21 protein-coding genes and 4 pseudogenes are annotated in these 19,119 nt (G+C 69.5%); 13 read left to right on the top strand and 12 right to left on the bottom strand.

The genetic code is table 11. The features are described 5' to 3' along the window. Positions 1 to 16: 16 nt before the first annotated feature. From V8690_RS36870 to V8690_RS36885, 4 genes are read left to right on the top strand one after another with little or no spacing between them, the layout of a single operon-like run. On the top strand, positions 17 to 1,381 hold the full coding sequence (locus V8690_RS36870; RefSeq protein WP_338784391.1) for an NAD(P)/FAD-dependent oxidoreductase: 1,365 nt from the start codon (positions 17 to 19) through the stop codon (positions 1,379 to 1,381). Then, positions 1,378 to 2,268 carry a dihydrodipicolinate synthase family protein gene (locus V8690_RS36875; RefSeq protein WP_338784392.1) on the top strand — a complete coding sequence of 297 codons (891 nt, stop codon included), beginning with the start codon at positions 1,378 to 1,380 and terminating at the stop codon, positions 2,266 to 2,268. The genes V8690_RS36870 and V8690_RS36875 overlap by 4 nt, the downstream gene beginning before the upstream one ends. A 5-nt stretch (positions 2,269 to 2,273) precedes the next feature. After that, positions 2,274 to 3,275 (top strand): proline racemase family protein, encoded by a 1,002-nt coding sequence (locus V8690_RS36880; RefSeq protein ID WP_338784393.1) that lies wholly within the window; start codon positions 2,274 to 2,276, stop codon positions 3,273 to 3,275. A gap of 30 nt (positions 3,276 to 3,305) precedes the next feature. After that, positions 3,306 to 4,061, top strand: coding sequence for a GntR family transcriptional regulator (locus V8690_RS36885; protein ID WP_338784394.1), 756 nt, complete (start codon positions 3,306 to 3,308; stop codon positions 4,059 to 4,061). A gap of 24 nt (positions 4,062 to 4,085) precedes the next feature. Here V8690_RS36885 and V8690_RS36890 read toward each other — a convergent pair whose 3' ends face one another. The 4 genes from V8690_RS36890 to V8690_RS36905 form a co-directional block, all read right to left on the bottom strand. Continuing rightward, a complete protein-coding gene (locus V8690_RS36890; RefSeq protein WP_338785228.1) occupies positions 4,086 to 5,165 on the bottom strand; it encodes an IS630 family transposase in 1,080 nt (359 codons plus the stop codon). After that, the gene (locus V8690_RS36895; RefSeq protein WP_338775737.1) at positions 5,132 to 5,431 is read right to left on the bottom strand and encodes a helix-turn-helix domain-containing protein; all 300 of its coding nucleotides are present in this window, start codon (positions 5,429 to 5,431) and stop codon (positions 5,132 to 5,134) included. The genes V8690_RS36890 and V8690_RS36895 overlap by 34 nt, the downstream gene beginning before the upstream one ends. Positions 5,432 to 5,608: 177 nt before the next feature. Further along, positions 5,609 to 6,109 (bottom strand): hypothetical protein, encoded by a 501-nt coding sequence (locus V8690_RS36900; RefSeq protein ID WP_338784395.1) that lies wholly within the window; start codon positions 6,107 to 6,109, stop codon positions 5,609 to 5,611. Between the two features lie 94 nt (positions 6,110 to 6,203). Next, positions 6,204 to 6,479 (bottom strand): CbrC family protein, encoded by a 276-nt coding sequence (locus V8690_RS36905; RefSeq protein ID WP_338785589.1) that lies wholly within the window; start codon positions 6,477 to 6,479, stop codon positions 6,204 to 6,206. A gap of 95 nt (positions 6,480 to 6,574) precedes the next feature. On the opposite strand from V8690_RS36905, the gene V8690_RS36910 reads away from it, so the two are divergent. After that, positions 6,575 to 7,009: a hypothetical protein gene (locus tag V8690_RS36910; protein WP_338784396.1), complete on the top strand. Its 435-nt coding sequence runs from the start codon at positions 6,575 to 6,577 to the stop codon at positions 7,007 to 7,009. Between the two features lie 113 nt (positions 7,010 to 7,122). On the opposite strand, the gene V8690_RS36915 is transcribed toward V8690_RS36910, so the two are convergent. The 3 genes and pseudogenes from V8690_RS36915 to V8690_RS36925 form a co-directional block, all read right to left on the bottom strand. Continuing rightward, positions 7,123 to 7,557, bottom strand: a complete 435-nt coding sequence (locus V8690_RS36915) for a hypothetical protein (RefSeq protein ID WP_338784397.1) — start codon at positions 7,555 to 7,557, stop codon at positions 7,123 to 7,125. A 293-nt stretch (positions 7,558 to 7,850) separates the two neighbouring features. Further along, positions 7,851 to 8,759 carry a squalene/phytoene synthase family protein gene (locus V8690_RS36920; RefSeq protein WP_338784399.1) on the bottom strand — a complete coding sequence of 303 codons (909 nt, stop codon included), beginning with the start codon at positions 8,757 to 8,759 and terminating at the stop codon, positions 7,851 to 7,853. Between the two features lie 577 nt (positions 8,760 to 9,336). Further along, a pseudogene (locus tag V8690_RS36925) lies at positions 9,337 to 9,423 on the bottom strand (type I restriction endonuclease subunit M); the annotation flags it as partial. Between the two features lie 155 nt (positions 9,424 to 9,578). Between V8690_RS36925 and V8690_RS36930 the strand changes: the two are divergent. Next, on the top strand, positions 9,579 to 9,827 hold the full coding sequence (locus V8690_RS36930; protein ID WP_338784400.1) for a hypothetical protein: 249 nt from the start codon (positions 9,579 to 9,581) through the stop codon (positions 9,825 to 9,827). A 491-nt stretch (positions 9,828 to 10,318) separates the two neighbouring features. Here V8690_RS36930 and V8690_RS36935 read toward each other — a convergent pair. Beyond that, a pseudogene (locus tag V8690_RS36935) lies at positions 10,319 to 10,603 on the bottom strand (transposase); the annotation flags it as partial. A 180-nt stretch (positions 10,604 to 10,783) separates the two neighbouring features. Here V8690_RS36935 and V8690_RS36940 point away from each other — a divergent pair. Next, a pseudogene (locus V8690_RS36940) lies at positions 10,784 to 11,637 on the top strand (IS5 family transposase). Then, positions 11,592 to 12,172, top strand: a pseudogene (locus V8690_RS36945) (ISKra4 family transposase); the annotation flags it as partial. The pseudogenes V8690_RS36940 and V8690_RS36945, both read left to right, overlap by 46 nt. Positions 12,173 to 12,209: 37 nt before the next feature. On the opposite strand, the gene V8690_RS36950 reads toward V8690_RS36945, so the two are convergent. From V8690_RS36950 to V8690_RS36965, 4 genes are read right to left on the bottom strand one after another with little or no spacing between them, the layout of a single operon-like run. Next, a complete protein-coding gene (locus V8690_RS36950; protein WP_338785590.1) occupies positions 12,210 to 12,824 on the bottom strand; it encodes a response regulator transcription factor in 615 nt (204 codons plus the stop codon). Next, positions 12,824 to 13,987, bottom strand: a complete 1,164-nt coding sequence (locus V8690_RS36955; protein WP_338784401.1) for a histidine kinase — start codon at positions 13,985 to 13,987, stop codon at positions 12,824 to 12,826. The genes V8690_RS36950 and V8690_RS36955 overlap by 1 nt, the downstream gene beginning before the upstream one ends. Next, positions 13,987 to 14,751 carry an ABC transporter permease gene (locus tag V8690_RS36960; RefSeq protein ID WP_338784402.1) on the bottom strand — a complete coding sequence of 255 codons (765 nt, stop codon included), beginning with the start codon at positions 14,749 to 14,751 and terminating at the stop codon, positions 13,987 to 13,989. The genes V8690_RS36955 and V8690_RS36960 overlap by 1 nt, the downstream gene beginning before the upstream one ends. Further along, positions 14,748 to 15,716, bottom strand: a complete 969-nt coding sequence (locus tag V8690_RS36965; protein WP_338784403.1) for an ABC transporter ATP-binding protein — start codon at positions 15,714 to 15,716, stop codon at positions 14,748 to 14,750. Before V8690_RS36965 ends, V8690_RS36960 begins: the two co-directional genes overlap by 4 nt. Before the next feature lie 293 nt (positions 15,717 to 16,009). On the opposite strand from V8690_RS36965, the gene V8690_RS36970 reads away from it, so the two are divergent. The 5 genes from V8690_RS36970 (at position 16,010) to V8690_RS36990 (ending at position 19,118) form a co-directional block, all read left to right on the top strand. Continuing rightward, positions 16,010 to 16,156 carry a hypothetical protein gene (locus tag V8690_RS36970; protein WP_338784404.1) on the top strand — a complete coding sequence of 49 codons (147 nt, stop codon included), beginning with the start codon at positions 16,010 to 16,012 and terminating at the stop codon, positions 16,154 to 16,156. Between the two features lie 75 nt (positions 16,157 to 16,231). After that, positions 16,232 to 16,378: a hypothetical protein gene (locus tag V8690_RS36975; protein WP_338784405.1), complete on the top strand. Its 147-nt coding sequence runs from the start codon at positions 16,232 to 16,234 to the stop codon at positions 16,376 to 16,378. 117 nt (positions 16,379 to 16,495) lie between these two features. Further along, the gene (locus V8690_RS36980) at positions 16,496 to 18,376 is read left to right on the top strand and encodes an alpha/beta fold hydrolase (protein ID WP_338784406.1); all 1,881 of its coding nucleotides are present in this window, start codon (positions 16,496 to 16,498) and stop codon (positions 18,374 to 18,376) included. Further along, positions 18,373 to 18,957: a hypothetical protein gene (locus V8690_RS36985; RefSeq protein WP_338784407.1), complete on the top strand. Its 585-nt coding sequence runs from the start codon at positions 18,373 to 18,375 to the stop codon at positions 18,955 to 18,957. Before V8690_RS36980 ends, V8690_RS36985 begins: the two co-directional genes overlap by 4 nt. Further along, positions 18,957 to 19,118 (top strand): hypothetical protein, encoded by a 162-nt coding sequence (locus V8690_RS36990; protein WP_338784408.1) that lies wholly within the window; start codon positions 18,957 to 18,959, stop codon positions 19,116 to 19,118. The genes V8690_RS36985 and V8690_RS36990 overlap by 1 nt, the downstream gene beginning before the upstream one ends. Position 19,119 lies beyond the last annotated feature (1 nt).

Raw genomic sequence — 19,119 nt, forward strand, 5'->3', positions numbered from 1 at the left:
GACGGGGGAGACGGTCATGCCGGATGAACTCGTCGTGATCGGCGCGGGACCGGCCGGGCTGGCCGCGTCGCTGGCGGCGAGCGCGCGCGGCACCCGGGTCGTGCTCGTCGACGCGGCGACGGAGACCGGCGGGCAGTTCTACCGGCAGCCCGCCGCCGGGCTAGGAGCCGGGCGACCCGAGGCGCTGCACCACCAGTGGCGGACCTGGGAGCGGCTGCGGGACGGCCTCGCCGCCAGCTCCGTACGCGTGCTGACCGATCATCACGTGTGGTGCGTCGAACAAAAGTCCGGCGGCTTCACCGTGCACGCGCTGCTCGCCCCGGAGCAGGAGGAGCCGGCCGAGGTGCACGCCCGTGCCGTGCTCCTGGCCACCGGCGGATATGAGCACGTGCTGCCCTTCCCCGGCTGGACCCTCCCGGGCGTCGTCACCGCAGGGGGCGCCCAGGCCATGCTCAAGGGCGGACTCGTGGTGCCGGGGCGCACAGCCGTCGTGGCCGGGACCGGGCCGCTGCTGCTGCCCGTGGCGGCCGGGCTCGCGGCGGCGGGCGTCGAGGTCGCCGGGCTCGTCGAGTCCACCGGCCCCGGGCGCCTTGCCCGCAACGCCGCGGCCCTGGCCGGCAAGCTCCCCGAGGGCGCCGGATACGCCGCGCGGCTGCTGCGTCACCGCGTGCCGGTCCTGGCCCGCCACACCGTCGTCCGCGCCCACGGCGACGACCGGCTGACCGGCGTCACGGTCGCCGCCCTCGACACCGCCGGGCGCGTCCGGCCCGGCACCGAGCGGCAGTTGCCCTGCGACACCCTGGCCGTCGGTCACGGCATGCTCCCGCACACCGACCTGGCGGAGGGCCTCGGCTGCCGCCTGGACGGGCTCGCAGTGGCCGTCGACGCCGAGCAGCGCACGGACGTCCCCGGCGTGTGGGCGGCCGGGGAGTCCACCGGTATCGGCGGCGCGGCCCTCGCCCTCGCCGAGGGGCACATCGCCGGGTGCTCCGCCGCCGCCCACCTGCGCGGCACCGCCCCCGACCCGGCCCCCGCCGCCCTCAGGGCCCGTACACGGCTCAGGAGTTCCGCAGCCGCTCTCGACGCCGCGTACGCGCCGCCCGCGCGCTGGCCCGAGCAGGTCACCGACGACACCGTGGTCTGCCGCTGCGAGGAGGTCACCGCCGGTGCCGTGCGCGACGCCCTGGACCTCGGAGCGGGCGACGAGCGCACCGTGAAGCTGCTGACCCGGGCCGGAATGGGCTGGTGCCAGGGCCGGATGTGCCAGGTGGCCGTCGCGGGGCTCGCCGGCTGCCCGCCCGCCCCGTCCCGAAGGCCGTTCGCCCGTCCCGTACCGCTCGGCGTCCTCGCACGGCAACACACCCAGGAGGAACTGTCATGACCGACCACCGCCCCTGGCACGGCGTCCTCGTCGCCACCGCGCTCCCGCTGAACGACGACCTCTCCGTGAACTACGACCAGTACGCCGAGCACTGCGCCTGGCTGGTCGAGAACGGCTGCGACGGCGTCGTGCCGAACGGCTCCCTCGGCGAGTACCAGGTGCTCACCCCCGAGGAGCGCGCCCGGGTCGTCGAGACGGCCGTCGCCGCGATCGGCGGGCAGCGCGTCATGCCCGGCGTCGCCGCGTACGGGTCCGCCGAGTCCCGGCGCTGGGCCGAGCAGGCGGGCGATGCGGGCTGCCGGGCGGTGATGCTGCTTCCGCCGAACGCCTACCGCGCCGACGAGCGTTCCGTCCTCGCCCACTACGCCGAGGTCGCGAAGGCGGGCCTGCCGGTCGTCGCGTACAACAACCCGATCGACACCAAGGTCGACCTCGTGCCGGAGCTGCTCGCCCGACTGCACGGCGAGGGGTACATCCGGGCGGTGAAGGAGTTCTCCGGAGACGTCCGCAGGGCCTACCGTATCGCCGAACTCGCCCCCGAGCTCGACCTGTTGATCGGCGCGGACGACGTCCTGCTGGAGCTGGCCGTCGCGGGCGCCAAGGGCTGGGTGGCGGGCTACCCGAACGCGTTGCCGCAGTCCTCGGTCGAGCTGTACCACGCGGCCGTCGACGGCGACCTCGACACCGCGCGGTCCCTGTACCGGCAGCTGCACCCGCTGCTGCGGTGGGACTCGCGGGTGGAGTTCGTCCAGGCCATCAAACTGTCCATGGACCTCGTCGGCCGCCACGGCGGACCCTGCCGCCCGCCGCGCATGCCACTGTTGCCCGAGCAGGAGGTAACCGTCCGAGCCGCCACCGAGAAGGCCGTAGCGGCCGGATTGTCGTAGGGATCATGCGCAGCAAACTCGTCCTGCACGCCGTCGACTCGCACACCGAGGGCATGCCGACCCGTGTGATCACCGGCGGTATCGGTACCATCCCCGGCGCCACCATGAACGAGCGGCGGCTGTGGTTCCGCGAACACCGCGACGACGTCAAGCGGTTGCTGATGAACGAGCCGCGCGGCCACTCCGCCATGAGCGGCGCCATCCTCCAGCCGCCGACCCGGCTCGACTGCGACTGGGGCGTCGTCTACATCGAGGTCTCCGGCTATCTGCCGATGTGCGGGCACGGCACGATCGGCGTGGCGACCGTGCTCGTCGAGACGGGCATGGTCGAGGTCACCGAGCCGGTCACCACCATCCGGCTCGACACTCCGGCGGGCCCGGTCGTCGCCGAGGTGGCCGTGGCGGACGGCGCCGCCACGTCCGTCACCCTCCGGAACGTGCCCTCCTTCGCCGTCGGCCTCGACCGCAAGGCCACCCTCGCCGACGGCCGGACGGTGACGTACGACCTCGCCTTCGGCGGCAACTTCTACGCCGTCCTGCCGCTGGAGCGGTTCGGCCTGCCCTTCGACCGGTCCCGCAAGGACGACATCCTCAGGGCCGGTTTGGCCCTCATGGCCGCCGTCAACGCCGAGGACCCGCCCGTCCACCCGGAGGACCCGTCCATCCACGGCCTCCACCACGTCTACCTGGCCGCCCCCGGCTCGACCGCCCGCCACTCCCGGCACGCCATGGCCATCCACCCCGGCTGGTTCGACCGCTCGCCGTGCGGCACGGGCACCAGTGCCCGCATGGCACAGTTGCACGCGCGCGGCGAACTCCCGCTGCACACCGAGTTCGTGAACGAGTCCTTCATCGGCACCCGGTTCACCGGCAGACTGCTCGGCACCACCGAGGTGGCCGGCCGCCCGGCCGTGCTGCCCAGCTTCTCCGGACGCGCCTGGATCACCGGCACCGCGCAGTATCTGCTGGACCCCGAGGACCCGTTCCCGGCGGGGTTCGTCCTGTAAGACCGTCACGCCCCCGGGAGGAACACCCTCATGCCCCCGCCGCACACCCCCGCCCTGCCCGTGCTGGGCAGCAGGAAACCCAGCCACCGGGAGCGGGTCGCGGACGCGCTGCGGGCCGCCCTGATCGCCGGCGAACTGCTCCCCGGCGAGGTCTACTCGGCCCCCGGCCTCGCCGCCCGCTTCGGCGTCTCCGCCACCCCCGTGCGCGAGGCCCTGCTCGACCTCGCCAAGGAGGGCCTCGTCGACACCGTGCCCAACAAGGGCTTCCGCGTCACGGCCGTCTCCGAGAAGCAACTCGACGAGTACACCCACATCCGGGCGCTGATCGAGATCCCCACGACGGCGGGCATCGCGGCCACGGCCGACCCGGTGGCGCTGGAGGCGCTCCGCCCGGTCGCCCAGGAGATCGTCACCTCCGCGTCGGCCGGCGACCTCATCGCCTACGTCGAGGCCGACCTGCGTTTCCACCTCGGCCTGCTGGCCCTCGCCGGCAACGACCATCTCGTCGACGTCGTACGGGACCTCAGACGCCGCTCCCGGCTGTACGGACTGACCGCGCTCGCCGAACAGGGACGGCTGGAGGCGTCGGCGGAGGAACACCTGGAGATCCTGGACGCGCTGCTCGCCCGGGACGAGGAGGCCGTACGGGCGGTGATGACCCGGCACCTCGGGCACGTCCGGGGCCTGTGGGCACGTGCCCGCCCGAAGGCCGATGAAGATCTTGGTGAGGGGCTGTCCGGCCGGAGGCTGGATGGCCCCTCACCAAGATCTTCACCAGCCTTCTAGTGTGGTGCGCCCGAAATCTCGGGCTTAAGTTTCTTCCTGGTTTTTGTTGGCTGGCGGAGTGACTTTGGTGAGGTAGTCGGCGAGTGAGTTGAGGATCTCGTCGGCGGTCTTGGTCCAGGTGAAGGGCCGCGGATTCTCGTTCCAGGTGTCGATCCACGCGGTGATGTCGTCCTCCAGGGCCTTCACGGAGGTGTGGACGCCCCGACGGATGAGTTTGTCGGTCAACAGGCCGAACCACCGCTCGACCTGGTTCATCCAGGAGGAGCCGGTCGGAGTGAAGTGGACGTGGAACCGGGGGTGTTTGCTGAGCCACGTCCTGATCTCGGCGGTGTTGTGGGTGGCGTAGTTGTCACAGACCAGATGGACGTCGAGGCCGGCCGGTACCGCTTTGTCGATCGTGACCAGGAACTTCTTGAACTCGATCGCCCGGTGGCGGCGGTGCAGTGCCGATATGACGGTGCCGTCGGCGATGTTGAAGGCGGCGAACAGGCTGGTGATGCCGTGCCGTAGGTAGTCGTGGGTGCGCCGCTCGGGCATGCCCGGCATCATCGGCAGCACCGGCTGCGAGCGGTCCAGCGCCTGAATCTGGCTCTTCTCGTCCACGCACAGAACCACCGCCTTCTCCGGCGGGTGGTGATACAGGCCGACGACGTCGACGACCTTCGCGACGAACTGCGGATCGGTGGAGAGCTTGAAGGCATCCTGCAGGTGCGGCTTGAGGTCGAACCGCTTCCAGATCCGCCCGATGGTGGACTTCGACAGCCCGGTGCGCTCGGCCATCGAAGTCCGCGACCAGTGCGTGTCCTTACCTGGCGTGGATTCCAGCGTCGCGATGACCACGTCCTCGACCTGGTCGAGCAGGATCGAGGGCGGCCTGCCGGGCCGCGGCTCGTCGACCAGCCCGTCCAGCCGCCGCTTGACGAACCGGGCCCGCCAGCGGCTCACCGACTGCTCGCGCACCCCCAGTTCGGCCGCCACCTGCTTGTTCGTCCCGCCCTCCGCGCACAGCAGCACGATTCTCGCGCGCAGAGCCAGGAACTGCGCGGTCTTGGCGCGCCTCGCCCAACGCGTCAGCTGAGCCCGTTCGTCATCACTGAGCACCAGCTCCGACTTGCGCCTGCCGGCCGCGGCTCATCTGCAAGTCCGGCCATCCGCCGGGCAGCAAACCGCGACCGCCACTTCCTCACCGTGTCCGCGGTTACCTTGAACTCCGCCGCCACACGCGTATTCGGCTTCCCGTCCGCGCACGCCAAGACGATGCGTGCCCGCTCGACAAGACGGGGCGCCACCGCCCCGCCCGCCCAGCGCAGCAACTCGGCGCGCTCCTCATCGGACAGCACAACTTCGACGGCACGAGGACCCCGAGACATGAAAACAGGCTACAGACTTAAGCCCGAGATTTCGGGCTTAAGTCTGTAGATCCAGCGCAGGCCTGAGCCTCTACCAGGTCGTCCGTGAACTGCAGACACTCCTCGCCACCTGGACCGGCGCCTGCCCCACCTGTCACCGCGACATACCCACACCCATACGAACCCGACCAAGCCCTACTAGTACCAGGCGGTCTCGGCCAGGCGCTGGTTGTCGCAGAACAGCACCGCCTTGCTCTGCCGGCCGTTGAGGTTGTTGATCACCTTGGTGTAGGCGTAGTTGATGCCCGGGTCGACCGTTTCGAGCACCCACACGATCCCGGAATTGGTGAGGCGGTTGCTGTGTGCGGCGCAGCCCTGGGGCGCGTTCTCTATGCGGGCGAACGAGCCGCAGCCGGGGCTGTAGAAGTACTTCAGGGTGATGGTGCGCCCACCGTAGACCGCCGTCTTCGTCGCCCCGCCGGGCACGCTGGGCTGGTAGTAGCTCCCCGAGCAGGAGGTCTGCTCGGGGTAGAGGCCCTCGTTGGGGAGCGTGCCGTAGCCAGCGCTCTGGATGGGGGCCGCCTGGGCCTGGAGCGGCGTCAGCGCCGCCAGGCCGAACGCGAAGGCGACGCCGAGCAGCGCGCGCCACCCCCGGCGGCCGGTCCCCCGGTCGGTCCTTCTGTTCCGTTTTGAGATCACGTTCGTCTTCCTCCTAGAGATCGAGGTCGCGAGGTGTCGCCGGGCCGTTTTCCAGGCTGTTCGCCCACGTCGTGAGCCGCCAGGTATTTACAGGTCATCTCAATTTGGCGGGTCGGTAGCTGCCGGGCCCGTAGGCGTCGCTGAATCCACCCGCGAAGCGTTCAGCAACACTCCCATCGGCGATGCACCACGGGCAGAAGCGTCCGTTGACCTCGTGGGCGGTGTAGATGGTGGCCGTGTAGATCCAAGCCCGTGTTGCGCTTGCAGAGCCTGCTCCCCGAACCCGCGGGGAGCACGCGGCGCGTGTTGGGAGTGCTCGCTTTGCAGGTCCGTTCTCCAGGGGCGAATTGAGGCGTATGCCGGAATCGATGAAAGTGCTGTGTCCTGTTGACGTGACCGAGCGTCACCAGAGCTCGTTGACGGAGGGCCTGCCTCTAGCCCGAGATCGACGCATAGGGTGCTGCCGTGAGCAGCGAGAACAAGTATGCAGGCCGATTCCTCGGGGAGTTCCAGGAGCTTGAGCATGGCCGCACCGATGGGCCCTCACTGAGGGATTGCAGGCGAAGAGAGGGCGAGGCCTATGAGGCGGACCTCGTTCGCTACCTGCGTGCCGGCTCGGTGCTGGCCGCGACTACCTCAGGAGTCCACGATGTCCTCAGCCCCAGTAACGAGCTGATCGGCGGGCTGCATCTCCTCACCGACGGTGAGTGGTTCTGGTACACGGACCTGGCGCACTACGTCGAGCACTACCACGTTCCACTGGAAGCCCGGTTCGTCGACCACGCACGTGGCCGTGGCTGGACACCGGCTCAGCTGAGCGACGCCGAACTCGTCCGGATCGCCGACGCCTTCTTCCCCAACGATGGCCCTGTACCCGTTGTCATTGACGGCCCGCATTAGAGAGTGTCGGGGACGCCCAGCACCGGGGCCGCTCGACTCCGTGGCCGTAGGACGTGTGTGCCCAGTCGAACGGCTTTCGGATGACCGCAACCCCGTCACAGGAAGATCGACCGTCACACTGTGTACGGGAGCACAATAAGTGGACCGCTCGCGGGGATGGTCACACGGCCTCGGTAAAGGTGCCAGTGGTACCCACCTGCTTCCCCGCACGCGCGGGGACGGTCCCAGCAGCGCAACGTCGGGGTCCTGGCGGCCTTGTAGCCGGTGATCACCGCCGGATCGGCGTCGGGACCGCTGTCGTCGAGCCCGACGAATCCCAGGTCGGCGGTGGCTGCGCGGTCGGCGAGCTTGGTCATCTTCGCGCGCAGCGGTTCCAGCTTGCCGCGCACCGCCACCCGCAGGCCCAGCTCCTCGCCCACCACCCTGACCTGCACCGGGCCGTCGGCGGCCCGCACGATGGCCAGGATCCCGCGGTAGTCAGCGGGCAGGGCGGACTCGTCGGGAGTTTCGCTGCGGTGTGGGACCAGCAGAACCGCCTGGCCCGCCACCCGGGTGGGGGACCAGCAGAACCGCCTGTCCCGCCACCCTGGTGGGCGTCCGGGCGGCAGCCGCGGTGGCTTCCTGGGCGGCCCGGTCCTGCTCAGCCAGCCAGTTCAGGACCCGCTCGACGATCACAAGCTCCTCCCTTTCGGCCTGGACCTCCCGCAGCTGCTTGGCCAACTCCTCAGCGTGCTGCGCAGCACGGCCATGGCCTGCACGCGTTCTGCGTCCCCGGCCAGATTCCGGGCGGTCGCTGCCTGACGTTGGCGTCCAATCCGAAGTCCCGAGGACACAGGACGGTTCAAACCCGCCCGCGAGCCCTTCGACGAGCGCCCAGCAGCACTCGTAGCGAGCCCACCAACGGCGGTGATACGGACCCGCGCAGCAGCCGGGCGCCATGCGCGAGCGCCGCGTCCGCAGTGAGCAGCTCGATCTCGACGACTGCCTCCAACAACACGCCGTTGCGGCTCGCGGTCAGGGCGGGCAGTTCCTTGGCCGCCAGCAGGGAGGTGCGCGCCGCTTCGAGCTGACACTCCAACAATTCCCGTACGCCCGGTGATTCGCGCCCCTCTGTGAGGTCCTTCTCCGTCACCGAGAAGCGTGCCAGCGTTTCCGTCGGAATGCCCAGCCGCCCTTCCGCCAGGTCATCGGCGAGGTCGTTGATGAAGTCCAGCCGCTGGCTGCCGTCGATGAACATCCGGCACCCGGCCCGGAAGTCTTCGTCTTCGTGCTCCGGCCTCAGCAGGGACGCGACCAGCATGAACGCGGGCAGCGAGTAGGCGTCCACATACACCTGGTAGTCGGCCTCGGTGGCGAAGCCGGCGAACTCCAACTCGGCGGTGGCGGTGGCCAAGTACTCCTCAACCACCTCCCGCAGCCGCGGGTACGCCGCCGTGGTATGCAGCAGCGTACGGATCAGCGGATCGTCGCTCACCCCGCTGTCCAGCGCCTTACGCACCTCCTGCTCCCACGACGCCCACGCCGACACTCGCTGTGGCTTCGGGCCGGTGTCCAGCAGGTAGTCCCCGTGATGCATCACTGCCGTCGCCGCCACCACATGGGGCAGCACCGCTTTCGGCAACAGCAGACGGGCCGCGAGGTATGAGGCACGTCTAAAACGCGCAACTGACTCCCGCTGGGCGCTGTAATCGCGCCGGAGCTCCGGCTCCCGTATCCCCGCAGCATCCAAGCTCTGATTCCAGGCACTCATGCGCCGATAGTAGGCAGGGTGGGCCTGCCGGTCAGCCAGCCCAGCCGATGTTACAGACCTCGATCGCGCCAGCGTGCGGCATGTAGTGGATCCAGCTTCTCTGCACCAAGTCAAGGCAGGCGAATTCTGAAGGCGGAGGCCGAGCAGACGTGGGGACCGTGATGCTGCCGTAGACCCGCGGCACCATCCACCAGGCGTACCGGGACGGCGGTGGAGGACCAGTTCAGCTCGCTCAGTCTGTCCTCAGCACCATCGGGCTCTGGACGACCCGTTACGTCGACGCCGCCGTCGCCCAGCTACCAGGTCGAGGGCCACGCGATCCGCGAGGAGGACATCACCCGGCCCTCCCCTCAGCACCGCAACCTGAACCTGCTCGGCCGCTACATTCACCGCCTCGACTCCGGTCGCCGGCGCCCTGCGCCGGCTGAGCGACGCGGACGCGCTCGAGCTGGACGAGAACGACGAAGGCGCGGACTGAACGCCTACATCGGGTGACGCGGGCATATCAGGTGGCCGGGTGCTCGGAAATCGCAAGTGCCGGTAGGGGAGCTGATGTCAGGCTGCCTGATCTGTCCGACTAAGCCTTGATTGATGCGGCCGACCTGGCGGCCTGCTCGATCTTCGCGCAGTAGGCTGCACGGGCTTCCTCGTCGAGCTGCTGCTCGGTGGGGAGTGCCTGGCCTGCCTCGAGCGGCGCGCTTCCCGGCGGGCCAGCTCGAGAACAGCAGCGGCAAGAGGACCGGGAGCGGGCAGGCGCCGGAGTGCGTCATCTGCCAGGCCCCGTTCCACGGCGACGTCCGCCGGCGGTGAATGCCTGCGATGCCAGAAGGAGGCCGCGGCGGCCTTCGAAGCCCTCAGCGCCCGACCGGGCCGCCCGCCGCCGACTGGGTGGACCTGGACGCGCAGACTGGCGAGGAGGCGCCACAGGGCCCGCAGGATGAGCCCGAGGTCGACCAGGAGACGGCCCGGCTGCGCGCCTTCTACGCCCGCCAGTTCGGCACTGGCGATCAGGTGGAGGCCTACTGCGGCGCGGCAGACGCAAACTCCTACGGCCCTCCCCCGTTCTGACGCAAGCGGCCCCGGACCACCTTCCGGGGCCGCCTCGCCCTGCTCGCCCTGGACTGTCGGCACCGTGTGGAGCCTGATCGGACTCTTCGTGAACCGCGATGCCTGGGGGCCTGTGGCGAGCATTGAACTCGAGCTGTACACCGACGATCCGCGTGAAGCGGCCGCACTGCGCGCCTACTGGACCCTCGCCGAGGATGGGGAGACGTGGGCGCAGACCGTCACGGCGATCCGCGACGAGTACGAGTTCACTCAGCGGGAGATGCAGGTTTTGGTCCAAGAAGGCGGCACGCTCGCTTGCACGAGGTGCGGTGCCCCGACTGCGGTGAACCGCAGGAAACCACCAGCCGCACCAACTACGCGGAGCTGCTGCGCCGCGGGAACGTCCTGTGCGCGGTCTGCAAGGCCGTGGTTGACGAGGCACGCCGGGAGGCCGCTCGCCAGCTGCAGGAGAAGCGCCAGGAAGCCCTGCGGGAGACCTTCCCCAAGGAGGAGTCGATCACCGCCCTCGACCAGTCGAGCCTCTTCGCCGACCGCAGCTTCTTCAGCAGCACCAGATGCAGCTGGTCCCACACGCCGGCCTCGTTCCACTCGGCCAGGCGCCGCCTGCAGGTCATCCCTGAGCCGAAGCCCAGCTCCTGGGGCAGGTACTCCCACTGGATCCCGGTGTGGAGCACGAACAGGATCCCGCACAACGCCTGGCGGTCGGGAACCCGCGGTCGGCCCGAGACCAGCTTCGGCCCCGGCTTGGGCAGCAACAACTCGATGAGCGACCACACTTACGTCCGACACGATCCACGGCCGCGACTGACGCTTCCCCACGATCCGCCCAACGAGCAGACAAACCTATGGTTACTTGATCAACAACTTTTGTTAGGAGCTATAAGGGGTCCTTGCGGAGAGATCTTGTTGTGGCACGGTGGAGACGTATGTGATCACGTGCTTTGTGGGGTGTGACCATGGCGCGGCGGAAGCCGTGGGAGGTCAGTGACGAGTTGTGGGCGGTGATCGAGCCGCTGCTGCCGAGGCATGAGCGGCGGTTCCGGTACCCGGGGCGCAAGCGGATCGATGACCGCAGGACGCTGCAGGGTGTGCTGTTCGTCCTCTACACCGGGATCCAGTGGGAGTACCCGCCGCAGGAGTTGGGGTTCGGTTCCGGGCCTACCCGCTGGCGGCGATTGGCTGAATGGCAGGAGGCCGGGGTGTGGGAGGAACTCCAGCGGGTGCTGCTGGACCGGTTGCGGTCGGCGGACCGCCTGGACTTCTCCCGCGTCACCGTTGATGCCTCGCACGTGCAGGCCAAGCGGGGGTGAAGCAGCGCAAAAGTGGGTCCGAGTCCGGTTGACCGCGCGCGGCCGGGCTCGAAGCACCACGTGCTGACCGAGGCGCACGGTATTTCGCTGCGGGTGTCGTTGACGGGCGGGCACCGCAACGACGTCACGCAGCTCCTGCCGCTGGTCGACAGCGTGCCGCCGGTGCGGGGCAAGCGGGGCCGGCCTCGGCGCAAGCCCCGGGCGTTGTATGCCGACCGTGGCTACGACCACGACATCTACCGCCGTCGTCTGCGCGAGCGCGGCATAGTCCCGAAGATCGCCCGGCGCGGCGAGCCGCACGGTTCAGGTCTGGCCGCATTTGGTGGATAGCGGAATCCGCCATCGCCTGGCTCCATGGCCCCCGCCGTTTACGGACCCGCTGGGAAACCCGAGACGACATGCACGACGCCTTCCTGGCCAGCCAGGTCGACGGCAAGGGCGTGGTGATGCGTCAGACTGGATCGTGCTGGTCGACGGCGCCCGCCACCAACGCGACCTGATCCAGGTCGACTTGGTGGCGGGCGCCGCATACGTCTGCACGTCCTGCTCGACTTCGTGCACGTTTGCCGAGTACTGCTGGACGGCAGCCCACGCCTTCTACCCTCCCGGCAGCCGCGAGGCCGAGACCTGGGCCGCGGACAAACTCACCGAGCCTCGCCGGGCATGCCGACCGCGCAGCCCAGGAAATGACTGCCCAGGCCGCAGCCGAACGGCTTCCCGCCACCCGTCGCGAGGCCGTCATGACCTGCCACCGCTACCTCACCGGCCACCTCGACCGGCTCCACTACGACATCGCCCTTACCGCCGGCTGGCCGATCGCCACCGGCGCCGTCGAAGGCGCCTGCCGCCGCCTGATCGCCGACCGCCACGACATGGCCGGCGCCCCGCTGGGGACTCGACGGAGCCGAAGCCGTCCTCCAACTGCGCGCATTGATCACGAACGGCGACTTCGAGGACTACTGGATCTTCCACACGGCCCGCGAACACCAACGCCTCTATGCCAGCCCCGACCAGCAGAACTACAGCCTCACCGCTTGGCCCCGACCATCACTTCAGAGGATCCGCAACCTATTCAGATCCAGCCCCGGAGGCGGGCGATGTGCGCGGCGCTGTGGCGGTTGGCGGCACCGAGCTTGGCGACGGCCTGGGAGAGATAGTTGCGTACGGTGCCGGGCGCCAGGGTGGCGCGGTGCGCGATCTCGCTGACGGTCGCACCGTCGGCGGCGAGCGCCAGGATGTCGGCCTCGCGGGCGGAGAGGGGGGAGTCGCCTGCGGCGATGGCATCCGCGGCGAGGGAGGGGTCGATATACCGGTTACCCGTATGGACGGTGCGGATGACGGTGGCGAGCTGGGCGGCGGAGACGGTTTTCGGGACGAAGCCCTTGACGCCCGCCTCCAGGGCCCGCTTCAGATGGCCGGGAAGCCCGTGGCTGGTGACGATGAGCGTCCGGCAGCCGGAATCCCGCGCGGTGATCGTACGAGCGGCGGTGATGCCGTCGGCCTCCGGCATCTGAAGGTCCAGGACGGCGACATCGGGTCGGTGGTCCCGGGCGGCGCTGATGGCTTCGGTGCCGGTGGCGGCCTGGGCGACGACCTCCAGATCGGTCTCCAGGGCGAGCAGTGCCGCGAGGGATTCGCGGATGAGGCGTTCGTCCTCGGCGAGCAGCACGCTGATCACGGGGTCCATCACGGATGCTCCTGGGCTGGTATGCGGGCGGTGACGAGGTAGGTGCCGTCGCTCTCCGGGCCATGGGTGAGGGTTCCGGCGTGGTCCGCCAGGCGCTGCGCGAGTCCTTTGAGGCCGGTGCCGGCGGTGGCGCCCGTGGCGGGGGCGGGGTCTGGGTTGTTGTTGGCGACGGTGAGGGTGCTGGCCGCGGCGGAGTGGGTGAGCGTGATGGCGCAGTAGCTGGCGCGGGAGTGACGTATGACGTTCGTGGCGGTCTCGCGTACCGCCCAGCCCAGGACGCTCTGCACGGTCGGGTCCGGTTCGGCGCCGGTGGTGCGGACCCGGCAGGTGATGCCCGCGGCGGCGAGGACGGAGCGGGCGCCGTCGAGTTCGGTCTCCAGATCGGTGGTGTGGTAGCCCCGGACGACCTCGCGGATCTCCTGCTGGGACTCGCGGGCAAGCCGCTGGATCTCCGTCAGTTCGGACTCGGCTCTGGGGACAGGGGAAAGCCTGGCGGCGAGTTCGGCCTTGAGGGCGATGACCGCGAGAGTGCGGCCGAGGGTGTCGTGCAGATCGCGGGCGAAGCGGAGACGTTCCTCGGCGACGGCGAGCCGGGTCTCGCTCTGGCGTGCGCTGTTCAGTTGGTGCATGACCTGTAGGGACCACTGTGAGGTGCGTACGCCGAGGGTGGTGATGACCCAGAGGGTCAGGACGGCTGAGGTGCCGGGCAGGGCCTCGGGCCCGGCCGCCCAGCCGGTGGCGAGGGTGCTGGTCAGCGCGAGGGCGCTGCTGAACCGCCAGTGCGCGCAGGACCAGGCGGCGGCGGTGGGGATGACGGCCAGGGCGCAGGCGGCGGTGGCGACCTTCGGGGCCTCGGGGAGCCATCCGTGGTCGAGTGCGGGCCGCACGAGGCCGAGCCCGGCGGCCGTCGCGAGCGCGGTGACGGCCAGCAGGGCGGGTCTGGCGCCGGGCGGCGGGGTGTGCAGAGCCAGCGTCGCCGTGTGGGTCGCGGCCAGCGTCAGACCTGCGTAAGCCGTGAAGACGATCAGGCCGGGGATGTCATCGGTCAGCGGCGCGACGACGGGCCAGGCGAAGGCGGAGGCGGAGACGAGGACGGCGAAGGCGAGGGCCCAACGGGAGACGACGGTCACCCGCTGGACGCCCGCGTGCGGGGAGCCGGGCATCAGGTGCGGGGCTCCCAGCGGAACCAGCGGCGGGCCGCGCCCAGTGCGAGAACCGTCCAGCCGGCCAGGACCGCCAGCCGCAGCAGCGCCTCGGACGTGGTGAGGGTGCCTGTCCAGGCGTTGCGTACGAGGTCGATGACCGGAGTCATCGGCAGCCACTGGCAGATGTCCTGCATCAGCCGCGGCATGGCTTCGAGGGGAAAGAAGGTGCCGGACGTGGTGGGCAGGAGGAAAAGCAGCGGCAGCACGGCGACTTGCACATTCTCGGTGGTGCGGGCCAGCGCGCTGGTGGCCGCCGCCAGGGCGCACATCAGCACGATGCCCAGGACCACGGCGGCGAGGGCCCAGTGCGCCGCGTCGGGAGCGCCCGCCCCGGTCAGCGGCAGCAGGACCGCAGTGATCAGGGCGGTCTGGATCAGGACGATCGCCGCGGAGGGAAGCGCGGTGCCGGTGAGCAGGGTGGGGTCGGCGACCTCGCCGGTCCGCAGGCGCTTGAGGAGGAGTTCGTCGCGGCGTGCGACGTATGTGGTGGTGAGGGGAACGTACAGGGAGAAGACGAGGACGATTCCGGCGGAGGTCGCCACCATGACGGGCCCCATGGACAGTCCCAGGTTGCCGAGTTCGAACTTGCTCATGGTGATGTGGAGGGCGGCGAGGGTGAAGACGGGGATGAACAGGACGTTGACGACATTGGTCTTGGCACGGAAGAAGAGGGTTGCCTCGGCCCGGCCGAGGGCGGCGAGCTGGCGTGCGGGGCTGCTCATGCGGTTTGGGGCTCCTCGCTGCGGGTGAGGCCGTTCCGGGCGATGTGGAGAAAGGCCTCTTCGAGGCTCGCGGAGCGCGCGTCGAGGCCGGTCAGGGTGATGTCGTGGTCGCGGGCCCAGATGAGCAGTTCGGTGGTGGTGTGCTGCAGATGCGGGGTCTCGATCCGCAGGGTGCGGCCCTGGGCGCAGACGCGGCTGGCGGAGAGCACTTCGGGTGACGGCAGGTCGGTGGGGCGGTGGGTGTCGGGCAGGCCGAAGGAGAGCGTCGCCGGGTACTGGCCGACGATCTCGGGGACCGTGCCGTGGGCGGCGATCTGCCCGGCGTGCATGATCGCGAGATGGTCGGCGAGGGCTTCGGCCTCTTCGAGGTAATGGGTCGTCAGAACAATGGTGGTGCCCATGTCTTTCAGACTTCTGATGAGGCGCCAGGTGTCGTGGCGTCCCTCCGGGTCCATGCCCGTGGTGGGCTCGTCGAGGAAGAGCAGATCGGGATCCGCGAGGGTGGCCAGGGCCAGGTCGAGGCGGCGCTTCTCGCCACCGGAGAGGTTCTTGACCTGCACGTCGGCGCGATGAGTGAGACCCACCAGGGCGATGGCGTCCCGCACGGGACGAGGGCGGCTGATGCAGCCGGCCCACATGCGGGCGGTCTCGGCCACGGTGAGCTGCTCGGCGAATCCGCTGTGCTGGAGCATGGCACCGGTGCGCGGCCTGGTCTGTTTGCGGTCGCGGAACGGGTCGTACCTGCCGAAGAGTCGGATGCTTCCTTCGGCGGGCCTGGCCAGGCCTTCGAGCAGTTCGATGGTGGAGGTCTTGCCTGCGCCGTTCGTACCGAGGAGGCCGAAGAGTTCGCCTTTTCGCACGGTGAAGCTGACGCCGCGCACGGCGTCGAAGGCCTTGGTGCCGCTTCCGTACCGGCGCCAGAGATCTGTGACCTCGATCACATTTTCCTGGGAAGGGGGGATCATGCGACTCATCGTCGAGCCGATGGGCGGCCTCCTCCAGTGCAGCGTGTCATCGGTTTCCATGACAGACGTCACGCTCCAGTGTGATAAATGTCATGGGAAAATACGGCCGTGTTCCCAAGTTCGTGCGTGATGTGCGTCATGTTGCACTGGCAGGTTCGAGTGATTGTCTCCTTTCCGTGGCGCACGTCACACGCCTCAACGGGGGCACGGGGGACAACATCTGCACAACTGGGCCATGCCCACCTCCGCGACCCCTCGACGGGCGGAATCGTTTCGTCTAGAGGGAGAAAACCGTGCAGGAACTTCTGTCGCACTTCGACGCCGAGGACATCAACACCAACGAGGGCGAGGTCATGATCGACCACGCTCCTGTGATGGCCACGCCGATCACCGTCACCATCACGGCGACGACCGCGACCACTGCCACCACCGCCAACTGACCGCGCGCCGGCTCCGCCGGCTCCGTACAGACAGCCTGCGTGCTGACGCCACAGCCAGGAAGGGGGTGACGACTGATGAAGGAGATCATCGAACACTTCGACGCCCAGGACATCGAGGGCGACAAAGGTGAGGTCCGTATCGACCACGCCCCGGTGATGGCCACGCCGATCACGGTGACGACCACCGCCACCACGGCGACCACCGCCACATTCGGCGCCTGACACAGCTGAAGCAACGGCGAACAGCTGAGGCAGCCGAGCAGCAATGCGATGAACCCCGCCGGGCCACAGGGCTGATGTGGCCCGGCGGGCTCTTGTTCAGGACTCACGGAGGAGCCGGTGAACCGTACCCGCAAGTTAGCAGCAGCTCTCTTCAGACCACTGCCCGTCTCGCGCGAACGGGCCGTCGGCATTTCCGAACGGCTGTCCGCCCTCACCTCCCTACAGGCGTCACTCGAATATCTGCGCCTGCGGCACGAGATGAAGCCCGGTGGCCTGCACGACTGGGACGTCATGCGAGAGGCGCACCGCGCCGGTACACCCGCCACCCGCAAGCTCCTTGACGCCGTTGCCCGTCCGCGCGTAACCACCGCCGTTCATGTGTCGAGGACAGTGGTGTCCGCCGCCATGCTGCTGCCGGGCACCTCCCGGTGGCGGGGCGCGGGAAGCGCCTTTCTCGCCGTCTCCGGAGCCGCCGTCTACGCCCGCCACCGCTACGGCACCGACGGCTCCGATCAGGTCTCCGTGCTCGTCCAGGGCGGCAACGCCCTGGCCAGGCTGTCCCGTTCACCCGCCGTGCAAGACGCGGTGATCTGGCACACCGCCCTCCAGTCCAACCTGTCTTACGCCGTGTCCGGCTGGTTCAAGCTGGTCGGCTCCTCCTGGCGCGACGGCACCGCCCTGCGCAACATCATGCGCACCCGGACGTACGGTCACGAACCTGCCTTCACTCTCGCCGACCGGTACCCCAGGGCGGCCAAGGCCATGGTCCACTCCGTACTAATTCTTGAGTGCGGCTTCCCTCTCCTCTACGCCTTCCGCGGCCGGCTCGTCGCGCCCGTGCTCGCCTCCGCCGTCGCCTTCCACGGCGCGAACGGATTCCTGCTCGGCCTGGGCCGGTTCCTGTCGGCGTTCACCTCGATGCACCCGTACGTGGCGTACACCTCCACGCCCAGGGACCACCCGGCTGTCGCCGGGCGGGACGACCGTACGGTGCCCGCCGCCCTCATCGCCCTCGGCGCGGCCGCCGCCGGAGCCGGTGTCGCCGCGGTGCAGCGGCGCGCCCGGGTGCTCGAAGGGCCGCCCGGCACCGAGCGCATCACCACAGCGCCCGGTAACACCCTCGCGTACCAGCTGCACGAGGGTGAAGCGGGCGAGCCGGTGGTGGTTCTTGTCTACGGACTTGCCTCCATGCCGGAGCAATTCGCCTGGATCTCCGCCACACTCCGCGACGAGAGCCGGCTGGGGATCATGACATACGACCGGGCCGGCGACGGCGCGAGCCGGCGCGGACCGGATGCCGCCGAGGACCTGGACACGCTCGCCGCGGATCTCGCGGAGCTGGCCAGGCGTGCGGTGCCCGCCGACCGGAAGGTGATCCTCGCCGGGCACTCGCTCGGCGGCGACCTGGCACGCCGCGCGGCCCGGCTGCTCGGGGACCGGCTCGCCGGGGTCGTCTACCTGGACGCCGCGCACCCGGGCGAACTACAGCGGTCCAAACGGCAGCGGGACGCGGCCGGGCGTTTCCACGAGCTCCTCGCGGTGATGGACTGGTCGAACCGGGTCGGCGCGGGAGCGGTCATGACCCGCCCGCCGTGGCTGGAGTCCCTGCCGTTCACGGCGCGCAGGCGCGCGATGTGGCAGTACGCGGACGCCGGCATGTGGTGCGCCGCCCGGCGGGAGTGGTCCGCGGTCAAGGCCGACTACGACCGCTTCGGCGGCGAACTGCCCCCGGTGAACTGCCCGGCACTGGTCGTCTCGGCGCAGCAGACGGTGGACTCGGATCCCGAACAGCTCCTCATGCACCACGAGATCGCGCAGGCCCACCGGGCGACGGGCGCGCAGGCGCAGACGTTGGTCATCGAGGGGTCCCATCACGATTCACTCATGACAAACGGCACTTACGCGACGCGGGTCGCCCGGCACATCCTGGCTTTCGTGAACGACGCCGCCGCACGTCCGGCGGCGGAGACCGACCACCGGAAGGAGGCCCGTTCGTGAAGACACTCAACTTCCTTGGCGGAGCAGCACGCTCGGCCTTCACCGGGCCCGGTGCCTGGACCAGGGTCGCCGCCGCGGCAGCGGTCGTGGCGACGGTGGCGACCCAGCATTACCACATCACCGTCTACAACCGGGTGCAGTCCAAGGACCAACTCTCGCTCATCCCCAACTGGCGATTCTTCGCGCCGGAGCCCGGCGTCCACGACTACGCCTTCATCTACCGCACCACCGACGTCGACGGAGTGCGGTCGCGGTGGCAGGGCGTGGATCTGATCACGGGCCGGAAGATGCGGCAGCTGGTGTGGTTCCCCACCCGGCGCCCGGAGAAAGCCGTGTTCGACCTGGCGACGGAGCTGCTGCACGTCATCGACAAGGACTTCGCGGTCATCACGAGGATGCCCGCCTACCGGCTGCTCGAGCGCTACCTGGTGTCCCGGATCCGCGCCGCCGACCCGGAAAGTCGCGTGGTGGGTCATCAGATCGCGATGGTCAAGTCCACCGGCTACGACAACGGCCACGAACCGCAGATGGTGCTGCTGTCGCCGTACACCCCGCTGGACCGAGTACTGGAGCAATTTTGATGAAGCAAGCCCTCGGCGTCCTTGCCGCGTTCGCGTTCGCCGGCCTGATGATCCTGCTGACCTATCTGGAGATCCTCTCGCTGTGGGCCGCCATGGGCATCGCGGCCGTCGTGTGGGTGGCGATCCTGGTCTTCGCCCCGAAGAAGAGCGAGCACCGATGAC

This window comes from Streptomyces sp. DG1A-41 (assembly GCF_037055355.1).
Taxonomy (GTDB): domain Bacteria; phylum Actinomycetota; class Actinomycetes; order Streptomycetales; family Streptomycetaceae; genus Streptomyces.